General features: G+C 44.2%; 10 protein-coding genes. All 10 read right to left on the bottom strand.

Going from position 1 to position 11,098, the window contains the following annotated elements:
- Positions 1-15: 15 nt before the first annotated feature.
- The gene (locus H6G45_RS18790; RefSeq protein ID WP_199309868.1) at positions 16-885 is read right to left on the bottom strand and encodes a DUF2254 domain-containing protein; all 870 of its coding nucleotides are present in this window, start codon (positions 883-885) and stop codon (positions 16-18) included.
- A gap of 316 nt (positions 886-1,201) precedes the next feature.
- Positions 1,202-2,317 carry an acyl-CoA desaturase gene (locus H6G45_RS18785; protein WP_190599899.1) on the bottom strand — a complete coding sequence of 372 codons (1,116 nt, stop codon included), beginning with the start codon at positions 2,315-2,317 and terminating at the stop codon, positions 1,202-1,204.
- A gap of 720 nt (positions 2,318-3,037) precedes the next feature.
- Positions 3,038-3,253, bottom strand: coding sequence for a hypothetical protein (locus H6G45_RS18780; protein WP_190599898.1), 216 nt, complete (start codon positions 3,251-3,253; stop codon positions 3,038-3,040).
- Positions 3,254-3,329: 76 nt separating this feature from the next.
- On the bottom strand, positions 3,330-4,574 hold the full coding sequence (locus H6G45_RS18775) for an FAD-dependent oxidoreductase (RefSeq protein ID WP_190599897.1): 1,245 nt from the start codon (positions 4,572-4,574) through the stop codon (positions 3,330-3,332).
- 62 nt (positions 4,575-4,636) lie between these two features.
- Positions 4,637-6,175 (bottom strand): NAD(P)/FAD-dependent oxidoreductase, encoded by a 1,539-nt coding sequence (locus tag H6G45_RS18770; protein ID WP_190599896.1) that lies wholly within the window; start codon positions 6,173-6,175, stop codon positions 4,637-4,639.
- An 80-nt stretch (positions 6,176-6,255) separates the two neighbouring features.
- A complete protein-coding gene (locus H6G45_RS18765) occupies positions 6,256-6,492 on the bottom strand; it encodes an STAS/SEC14 domain-containing protein (protein WP_338116568.1) in 237 nt (78 codons plus the stop codon).
- A gap of 200 nt (positions 6,493-6,692) precedes the next feature.
- Entirely contained in the window at positions 6,693-7,445 is a 753-nt protein-coding gene (locus H6G45_RS19710; RefSeq protein WP_242018262.1) for an HPF/RaiA family ribosome-associated protein, read from the bottom strand.
- A gap of 85 nt (positions 7,446-7,530) precedes the next feature.
- Positions 7,531-7,851, bottom strand: a complete 321-nt coding sequence (locus tag H6G45_RS18750; RefSeq protein ID WP_190599894.1) for a hypothetical protein — start codon at positions 7,849-7,851, stop codon at positions 7,531-7,533.
- 226 nt (positions 7,852-8,077) lie between these two features.
- On the bottom strand, positions 8,078-8,503 hold the full coding sequence (locus H6G45_RS18745; protein ID WP_190599893.1) for a hypothetical protein: 426 nt from the start codon (positions 8,501-8,503) through the stop codon (positions 8,078-8,080).
- A 55-nt stretch (positions 8,504-8,558) separates the two neighbouring features.
- Positions 8,559-10,976 (bottom strand): phosphoketolase family protein, encoded by a 2,418-nt coding sequence (locus tag H6G45_RS18740; protein WP_190599892.1) that lies wholly within the window; start codon positions 10,974-10,976, stop codon positions 8,559-8,561.
- Positions 10,977-11,098: the final 122 nt, after the last annotated feature.

Here is an 11,098-nt window from a genome sequence, read left to right as displayed (position 1 = left end):
GAATCTGTTGAAAAGTTAGCAGAAATTGGTGTTATGCTGAATTCTGCTACAACTAGACAGAACTATTTTACTCATTGTTGTTACTGTGCCAGCTAGATGCGGAATCCGCCGTATCACAAAGCGACCAGGACGTTGTTGAACCCAGAATAACAAGTTATTGTCCGTCGCAATCTGCATCAGTTGGTTGTCATCAATCCCTTGAATATAGCCACTGAAAATAGTCTTAATTGGACAGGAAAATTGATCAAAATCGGTAGGAATAGCAGCTAGACTCTTCTCCTGTGGTTGGTTTAATGTGCTCCGTCCAATTTTTTCAGGAAAGAGCCGATCAATCGCAACATCAAGATCATTTCCCACTTGTTTAATGACCTGATTGACCTGAATCGATGAGGCTGAATGATGAATAAAATAAATCAATACACCAACGCTAGCGATCGCCAAAGCAATGCCGATGGTTACTGCTAGGTGGGGGACAAACTCATCTTTTTCTACCCCATTAACTGTTCGTAGCACCATCAAGCTGTATACAAAAGTAGAAATGAAAGTTCCCAATACAATTTGGTTGCCCGTGTCTTGCATGAAGTTCCGCAGCAAGCGCGGCCCAAACTGGGAAGAGGCTAGCTGAAGTGCCACAATCGTAATAGAAAAGGCAGTGGTGGCCACAGTCACCATTGAACCGGCGATCGTAGAAAGAATAGCCCGTGAACCACTAGGCCCTAGAGAATAAGCCCAGTCTATTTTTTCGACAATAGTGACTTTTTGGTTATGGTCAATCCAGATAGTAATAAACGAAAGTGCGATCGCCAGCATCACCATCAGGGTTGGCACAAACCAGAAGCTGGAATGTAATGAGTCCCACAGTTTAGCGAACTTAGGGTATTTCATCGATGGTAATGTCAATAAGTGAATTGATTTAGCGTTGCCATATTAGTCATTCTCAAGCATTATCTTTACCTTTGAAAGCTCTTGATGTTGCTCTTGGCTAAGCGTCGGATACTTGAGATTCAGTTCCTTTAACTGGGTGTAAATGATGCTCGCCACAACTAGACAAGTAAACCATTTGTGATCGGCGGGGATAACTTAGATTTTTATTGGGAGCGCACTAAGATGTGTTTGCCCTAAGATTGTGTCCGAGGTATTTGAACAATTATTAATCGCCCTTGCCAAAAAAGATTCAAAAAATCTAACAAGTGGTTCTCATTTAACAAGTAGTTCCCATTTTTCGTAGCCAACGATAATGGGATAATAATCCTGACCAGAAAGAAGCATGTTGGTTATATTTTACTCCATATTCTCGACAGGTCTTCTCCACGACTTTAGATAGTTCAGGATAGTTAATATGGCAGATATTGGGAAATAAATGATGCTCGACTTGGAAATTCAATCCACCCAGTAGCCATGTCATCAAATGGTTATGCCGAGAGAAGTTTACCGTCGTTTCAATCTGATGCACTGCCCACTCTTTCTCAATGAGACTTGCTCCGGCAATTGGTAATGGAAAATCGGCTTCTTCGACCACATGGGCTAGTTGAAATACGACGCTCAGCACTACTCCCAAGGTAACAGCGACTAATCCATAGCTCCCTAAAACTTGCCATAGCCCATGAAATTGTAACGGAATCGCAAAGGCAAGTGAAAAAAATACCAGTTTGCCACCAAAAAATATGACTAGATTACTGGACTTAGGACGTAGATAGCGACGATCGCCAATTTTGCCAGTGATTAGACAATGAAAATCATCATAAAAATGCCACTTAATCGCTAGTAATCCATACAATAACCACAAATAATAATGTTGCCAATGATGGAAGGCTAATTGTGGATGAGAAGGAGAAAGTCGCCCAAAAACCCCCACGTCCACATCCATGTCATAACCAGCAATATTGGTATAAGTATGATGGAAAAAATTGTGCTTCCAATGCCAAATATAAGAACTGCCGCCAATCAAATCTAAGCTCATCGCCATAAGCTTATTAACCCATAGCGAATCGGAATATGCGTGATGTGCGCCGTCATGTTGAATACCAAAACCAATGCCTGCGGTAACGACACCGAGCATGATGCACAAGGGAATTACCTGCCACCACGTTTGAGCCACAAAAACTAATAGAGAATATAATCCGAAAAAGCTAAGCAACAAGATAATGGTTTTCGCATACATTTGTGGACAATCACGAGCCTTGCGACTAGGATCTTGAAAAAGTTCGTCAACCCTTCGTCTCAGTTCCGTCTTAAACCCACTATTCTTAGCAAACTTTAATTTTTTTGCTGTCTCTTTTTCAAGAACCATAGACTGATGAGATTCATTGACTTGCATCCTTTTGTCCCATACTTAACACTCAATCTTGGGTAACCGATCAAGAAGCTCTTTTGTAGTAAATCTAAATCAGTTGTGAGAAAAGCTGTATTCAAAGCCCCACTTTATTAAGGGGGGGGATCTCATTTAAAGTTGTTATTCTTCCATTTTATCAATATTTCAACACCATTTCAATATCGTTTTTTTCAGAAATAAATTAAACCTACTTGTTCTAATACATTTAAACGTACAAATATATGCGTCGTAACAACATGGCATTAATTGAAACAATAACCGTCGAAATACCCATTTCTGGACAGACATAATCTAGTGAAGGGTGATCACCTAAAAATCACAACTAACAAAGTCGGAGACCGTCATTTCCCCACGATGCACCTTATCAGTTTATTTGTCTTAAACTTCGTTGGCGATCGCCGCAAATTCATTACTTAGCTTGTTCTTTAAAAACCTAAACTTAAGTTGTAGCTAACTGCGGGGAAAGCTGAGGTTTACTGGAGCTACAGCGGAGTGCGTAACAGTATGGGAAAAGTTTAACTCCAAAAATCTCCGCTGGTGGAAGATTAACTATCCAACATAGTCTCACAATCCACTGTAATCCCAAAAAACGATCGCACTCGCACTCATTTAAAGTCAACAATTTAGTTGTGTTCCTAGGCATTGATCTATAAAATAATCAAGAGTTGCTGTTGTGGTGAATAACCTACTGTTATGACAATTTCACTAGTCTGAAAGGCAGTTTTCGGGGAGTTTTACATCATATCCGTTACTTTGATCAATCATAGCTTGGGTACATTCTTTTTGCTTAAAGTAATACTCCATTTCGGAAACAATTGCCGGATCAACATCAACACGGTCAGGTTTATAAGTTTGACGCCAAAGAATCAATGAGAATGTGATCATGCTAAGAATAATTGCAATAATATAGAGTTTTTTCATAGTTTTTAAATGGATACAGCGGAGTGGATAACAGTATGGGACAGGTTTAACTCCAAAAATCCCCGCTAGTGGAAGATTAACTATCCAACATAGTCTCACAATCCGCTGTAATTAGTTGAGCAACTCGATAGGCGGAATCAATTGCCCCTCCATGCAAGCCATCACCAAGATAGGCTCCCGCGTGGTAAGTATTATTTTCGCCATTCGTTTCAATCACTTCATTACGGTATCGAAAAGACTCAGTAGTATAAAAAGGCGTGTGATGTTCCTGTGTATGAATGATGCGATCTTTTGCGATCAATTCTTCCAATTGGAACGATAAAAAATGATGTTGGTAGGACGAAGAAATCGCGCAAAGTTGATTCAAATAGCCGTTATAACCCCAGCCATTTTTTGTCTGAAAAAAATCAAATTCTGAAGGTGTCTTAACATCATGGGGAGCATACATAGAACTATCGCGATGAACAATACTGGTTATATAATTTGCTTTCCATGCAGAAAATCGTTTCGCTTCCGCCTCAGATGGGTCTGCTAATAAAGCCATTACTTGGTCTGGCGGTGTCGCAAATACGACTTTATCAAATTCCTGCATTTCACCTGTCGTTCGTACCACTTTCACCGCATCCAAACTTCTGGAAATATGAGCAATCTCTGCATTCAGTAAAATCTCACCTTTAAATCGTGCCAAGATTTTTTCGATGTAAGTATATACACCGCCTTTAACCCTGATCCAATCGACTGAAATGTAATCGAGTAACATCGGAATTGCTAACTCTGCGGGGAAATCATCAATCAGTTCAAACGGCATAGAGTAGCTGTACATAACCATTAATTTCAGCCAAGTATTGCGGCTGCAAGGACGTCTTAAGTAAGCCGATAGCGGTTGATCATGGAAATCTCGTGTCTTAGCAAATCGCACTTTTAACCAGACTCCAGCAGAACGGGCGTAGATAGTATCAAGGCGTAAATGTTCGATTAGGGCGTGGAAACCTGAAAAATTCTTATCGATCGCCACTCCCGATAAAAAGTGGTTACCATCTTTGCGAAACATGCCAGAACCAGTCCTGACAGGTTCTAGATCCACCTCTAGCTCTTCCATCAACGTCATAAAGCTATGAAATGCCGTTGGAAATTCAAGCACTCCACTTTCTAAAACTTCATCGCAATCGGCTTGGTTCGGCTTCAGATTTTTGTTCAGTGTCCGAATATGTCCTCCCAATATCGGCTGCCTCTCAAACACAGTAACCTTATGTCCTTCTTTATCGAGTAAATAGGCTGTAGCCATGCCACTAGCTCCGCCACCAATTATCGCGATTTTCATAACTGACCTCCAAATTAATAATAAAATAATTCACAAATACTTATCTGTTTTAATGTTGCTATTTAGCGATCGCCTAAGATTTGATCGTCAGATAATCGTTGATAGAGCAATGCGCCTGTCCAGACTGTGGGAGCAAAACCCGGATAGCCAGATGAGGCATTACAAAAATAGAACTGTTTGAGGGATGTTTCGTAATTTAATCGCCCCAACCCCATATTTTTGGGAGTTAACTTAGAGCCGTAGGAATTGCCACTAGGACTCCAACAAAAACGCTCATTTGTAGTGGGGCTGCCCGTGATACCAAAAACCATGTATTTTCTGAAATTTGGCACATAGTTTTTTTCTACAACATCAAGAATAGAATCCAAGATTTCTTGTTTTTTTTGCCGATAAGCTTTGGGATCGCTATCCCCTAATTGATTAAAGTAATCATAATTTGCTACAGTCAAAAATTCTACAATCTGGCAATCTTCAGGGCAGTCCCGACTCGCTTTGGTCAATAAAGTGGGCGTTGTAATCGCAAAACTAGGATTAGAAAAATCATGGCGATCGTACATTTGGGCGAAGGCTGCATTTAGATCCTGATGCCCCGTATGAAAGAGATTCCACTTGCCAAAACCGTAGTCCCGCAGATCAAGATCTTTCACAACGCAGTACGCCATAAAGTTTGATGCCGAATATTCATAGTCCAGTTTGCGACGCACAGTTTTCGAGAACTTTTCGATCCCAATCATCTTGGCGGCTCTTTTGGGATCAATATTGCAAATCACAGTTTCACCCGTAAATTCATTGGTTTGGTGGGTGGTGAGATTGATTGCCTTAACGCCAGTCACCGTTTTATCTGTAATTCTAAAATTCGTGACTTCATGGTTGAGCAGCACCGCGCCCCCGTGGGATTCGATCACTGTAACCAACGCATTGATCACACTTTCAAACTGTTGGGTGGGATAAAAAGCCCCTGCTTGATAACCTCGGAATAAGGCGACCCACGCATAAAATGAGAGTTGATTTGGTGGCAGTAAAAAATCTGGCCATTGTAGAGCTAATAAGGTTTGGGCAGCTTGGGGCAACTGAAACTTATCAAATACATCTTGAAGAGTGCTATGGAGATACTGGACAGCACACAATACCTCACTTGGATGTTGGAGTAGCTCCACGGGCTTGATTGGCGGCGATAACTTTTTTAAACCTGCACCAGTTTTTTCTACATCATTGATGAATTTGCGCAGGCGATCGCCATGGTCAGGGAACAGTGTAGACAATCGTTGGATTAGTTCTTCTGGTTCCGAGGGAATGTCCAAGGCATAACCCGGCATTCGCATATGGTCAAAGCCCTTGGGGTCGTACCGCTCAAAGGTTATTTCTTGATCCAAGCCCAGTTTTTTGAGGACTTTGTTAACCGTTTGCCCTGCGCCGCAATCCCAGACATAGTGAAATTGCGCGTTAAACGTATATTTCTTCGCCATCGTAAAGGTATGTCCATAACCCCCTGGATGCTCATGGGCTTCGAGAATTTGCACAGTTTTGCCAGAGTTTGCCATCAAAGCCCCAAAGGTCAATGCTGATAAACCACTGCCGACAATTAGATAATCTGGTTTCATCTCTCGATTTCCTCAAATAAATATTAACTAGCTAGATGGCCAATCTTTAGCAATAAATTGTGATTTTATTTGCCCAAACATCATTGGCGATCGCCACTAATCCATTGCTTAGCTTGTTCTAGTTCCCCATTCGGAAACAATTTAAATTTAGTGGGAATTAGCCATTTAAAAGCCCAGGTCATGGCGCGCAACCAACCTACATCGGTGACCACCGCAATTTTTTCCCATTTATTCCAATGCGCTAACCCAAATTTGCCATCATCCCAAAGCGCCATCATCGAAAAGTTACTGAATTTATTGCCAACATGATAGAGAATACGTATTTTTCATATTTGGTGATCTTTTCTTCCACCATCGGTATATGTCGGATGTGCTGGTGAATCGTCTCGTCGTAAAGGTTGTCATTCCCCAATGTACTGGCCAAAATCTGGCGTGGTGACCAGCATTCTTGCAGTGTCTATTAGTCTTGGACATACATAGCGGGTTGCTCCACTCTGTAAGGTCTTCACGATGCTATTCAATTGGCAAAGTGTTGACGAATCATTGCTACGAGTTGAGGCTCGGTCAGATTATCAACCGTTTCAACCCCAACAATCTTTGCGCCGATGTGATTTTTTTCCAGACGCTTTTGCAGTTCATGCTTAGCGACACCTGGCCCTACGATCAAAATCGAACTTGCATCACGAATATATCGAATGATCTCGTCGTAGTAAGTATTGAGTTCTGCGGTCAGCACCTTCTGACGGCTGTAATCTGCGGGTACTTGAAGGGCTTCATAGGAGCCTTTCAGGGGTGAATCCCCAGTCCGTTGGAGCTGTTTTTCCGCATCTGCGAGGATCTCGCTGATCTTTTCTCCTTGCTCTGTAACCGTCACGATAGTCGCCTTGTTTTGGTCGATCCATAGTCCTATTTTTGTATTCATTTGAGACAGAGGTGGGTCAGTCCGATGACTCGCTTCGTGCTCTAGTCGCCCCAGGGTGTGCTCGATCACGTGGGCTAATTTCTCGGCAGCCCCGTCAACAGCATGGTCTAGGGTCTCTGCCTGATGGCTTGCCGCGAGGGGTTGGTGTCCTGTGAGACGGGCTTCGATCATGCAGCGCATATTGTCATGGCCGTCCTTCTTGTCGCTGTTCTCATCGCTTAGGTGAACATCAACGTTAGTCAGGCGATCGCCGAATTGGCTTAGACTCTCTTCCACCACACCAGTGAAATGAGTGGCCAGTGCTTCGTGACTTTCGATGTTATGGCCGGTATGAATTTGGATTTTCATGATATTCTCCCGCTTGAATTTTGATTGGCTTAATATTCAGAGTGAGTGATGCGATCGCCATTTTTTTTATAAAAAGAAACTGAAATCAAATTATCTCAAACCCAGTCAACGCTTCGACATTTTGTCGGAAAGCGATTAAGGCATGATTAGATTGATACTCGACCAGACCGGAGAAGATATCCTCGGAGACTTCCCGGGACACAACGGTTTTGATTTCAAAATTAGTGTTATAGCTGACCATATCTCCCCGACGGCTGCCATGGCGACCTACGCCCTGAGCTTGGGAGATAGTATAACCAGTTACTTCTAAGTCTTTCAGCAGATTGATAATACGACCTTGCAAGACGTTTTCACCAATGATGATAACCAATACAGCAGTTTCAATGGATGGGGATGAGGCGGACATAGGTAATTCTCCAAAATAAAGATTTAATTTCGTCACCGAAGTGGCTTTCAATAGCGCAAGATAGCAGCGATCGCCTCTTGCGTAGATAAACCAGCTTCCAAGTCGGCTTCTGGTTCAGATGGAATTTCAAAGCCATGATTCAACACTGTTACCTCCATATTTCAATCCGTCACCGAAACGCCTTAACCCGTCAAATTTCACCTTCATGGATTTGTCCTATCGCAGCTTATTTTTCTGTAATTCCCACAGCGGCTTCAGCATCGAGTCGGGCGGCGATCGCCGCTAAGGTTGCTTCTTCGGCTTCATCCATCGCCGCCATTGCCAAGAAGGTCATGGTAGCGGCATAGTCTTCAGCTTTATCGGCCCGATGTTCGAGTTTCTCCGCTTCACGATTAGCTTTCCATTCTTCAATATTCGACATCAGCTCAGATTCTTTTTCTTCCAACTGAGTTTTGAGCTTTGCCCGGTAATCATCAAATTCTTGTTTTTTTTCATCCAGATTTATCTTTGCCTTATCGAGGGTAGATTGAATCTCAGTTTGAGTTTTTTTCGGTAAAGATTGAATATTTTTCTTTAGTGAATTCAGGCGATCTTCCACCGCTTCTAAATTGTCATGGAGTTGCTTGGTAAAGTTGTCAATTGCAGTACTCATGATGTTTCCTTTAGTATGTTAAATCGATCAAAATAGCGGATTTCTTTGGCTTGTTTTAGGTCAGTACAGGCATTTTTCCTCGCAAAGGTTTGGCTGGCAATGTTGAATCTGGACTCCATTTCCAGTTACGAATTTCTGGCAAGTCTTGGCCATTCTGGTTAATGTATTGCCTGTGGTGGATTAGTTTGGCCTCCATCATTTGCTTTAGTTCAGCGCCTTTAAAGGCTAATTGCGGCAGGCGATCAATCACGTCCATGACCAAATGAAAGCGATCAAGGTCGTTGAGCACCGTCATATCAAAGGGCGTGGTGATTGTGCCTTCTTCCTTATAGCCCCGCACATGGATGTTGCCGTGGTTGGTGCGGCGGTAGGTCAATCGGTGAATTAACCAAGGGTAGGCATGGAAGGCGAAAATCACGGGTTTATCTTGGGTGAAAAGCGCGTCAAAATCCTCATCACTCAACCCGTGGGGATGTTCCCTTTCCGGTTGTAGTCGCATCAAATCAACAACATTCACCACACGGATTTTTAGGTCGGGCAAATGCTCCCACAGAATCGAAACGGCGGCAAGGGTTTCTAGGGTCGGCACATCGCCACAGCAAGCCATGACCACATCGGGTTCACCGTCGGTACTAGCCCAGTCCCAAATGCCAATGCCTGCGGTGCAATGTTTAACAGCTTCCTCCATCGTTAGCCATTGGGGAGCTTGATATTTGCCTGCAATTACCACATTGACGTAGTGGCGACTGCGCAAACAGTGATCCCACACCGACAACAAGCAGTTGGCATCGGGCGGTAGATAAACACGCACGACGGAAGCTTTTTTATTGACCACATGATCGATAAAGCCGGGGTCTTGGTGGGTGAAGCCGTTGTGCATTTGTTGCCAAACATGGGAAGCCAGTAGGTAGTTTAAAGAGGCGATCGGTCGTCGCCATGGTAGTTCTGCCGTTACTTTCAGCCATTTGGCGTGCTGGTTAAACATCGAGTCGATGATATGGATAAATGCCTCGTAGCAGTTGAATAGCCCGTGTCGCCCTGTGAGCAGGTAGCCTTCTAGCCAGCCTTCACATTGATGCTCGCTCAACATTTCCATCACTCGACCATCGGCAGCCAGAAATTCATCGTTAGCTTGGGTTTCGGCATCCCACTGGCGATCGGTCACTTCAAATACCGCGTTCAATCGGTTGGAGAGGGTTTCGTCGGGACCAAAAATTCTAAAATTGCGCTGCTCTTGGTTGAGCTTGGTTACGTCTCGCAGGAATACACCCAGTTCATGGGCATCGGCAGCTTGAACCGATCCGGGGGCCGGTACATTCACCGCGTAGTCCCGAAAGTCTGGCACGATCAGGTCGCGTAGCAGCATGCCCCCGTTGGCTTGGGGATTTGCACCCATACGGCGATCGCCTTTCGGAGCAAGTTCAGCCAGTTCCGGTTTCAGTTGCCCTGATTCGTCGAAAAGTTCTTCGGGTCGGTAACTCCTGAGCCAGTCTTCTAATAGTTTGAGATGTTCGGGATGCGATCGCGGATCGGAGAGCGGTACTTGATGGGAACGGAATGTGTCTTCGATCTGAACGCCATCCACCCATTTTGGCCCCGTCCAACCTTTAGGCGATCGCAGCACAATCATCGGCCAGCGGGGGCGTTTGGTATTGCCGTTGTCACGAGCTTCATGCTGGATCTGTTTGATGTCGGCGATCGCCTGATCAAGGATTGCCGCCATCGCTTCGTGCATTAATTCTGGCTCATGGCCTTCGACGTAATAAGGAATCCAGCCATTTCCCCGCAGCAACTGGTCTAATTCTTCTGGCTCAATGCGAGCGAGGATGGTTGGATTAGCAATCTTGTAGCCGTTGAGGTGCAGGATCGGCAGTACCGCGCCATCGGTGGCAGGGTTGAGAAACTTGTTGGAATGCCATGCCGTCGCCAGCGGGCCAGTTTCTGCCTCACCATCGCCCACAACACAGGCCACCACCAGATCGGGATTATCAAACACCGCCCCAAAAGCATGACTGAGAGAATAGCCCAACTCGCCGCCTTCGTGAATTGAGCCGGGGCATTCCGGTGAGGCATGGCTAGGAATACCGCCGGGAAAGGAAAATTGTAAAAAGAGCTTTTGCAGTCCCTCTGCATCCTGACTAATGTTGGGATAGATCTCGCTGTAAGTGCTTTCCAAATAGGTGTTCGCCACAACCGCCGGGCCACCGTGTCCGGGACCAGAGACATAGATCATATCGAGGTCATACTTTTTGATCACCCGATTCAGGTGGACATAGATAAAATTCTGCCCCGGCGTAGTGCCCCAGTGACCCAGCAGCATCGGTTTAATATCTGCCAACGTAAGCGGACGTTTGAGTAAAGGATTGTCAAACAGATAAATTTGCCCCACCGATAGATAGTTGGCAGCCCGCCAGTAGGCATCCATTTTGCTCAGAAGTTGTGGCGTAAGGGTTCTGGTTTTTATCTGTTGCATAACTTAGGGAGGAGTTAAAGAGAGATAACTAATCAAATGGCATTCGGGACATTAAATTGTATTTGTACAGTTTGAATCGAGCGTTCACAACATAAAAATTTGCTACACGGGATTATTTTTGA

It is taken from the genome of Synechocystis sp. FACHB-383, assembly GCF_014698605.1.
Classification (GTDB): domain Bacteria; phylum Cyanobacteriota; class Cyanobacteriia; order Cyanobacteriales; family Microcystaceae; genus Synechocystis; species Synechocystis salina.
The sequence above is the reverse complement of the archived record's forward strand: the minus strand, read 5'-3'. Positions and strand labels throughout refer to the sequence as shown.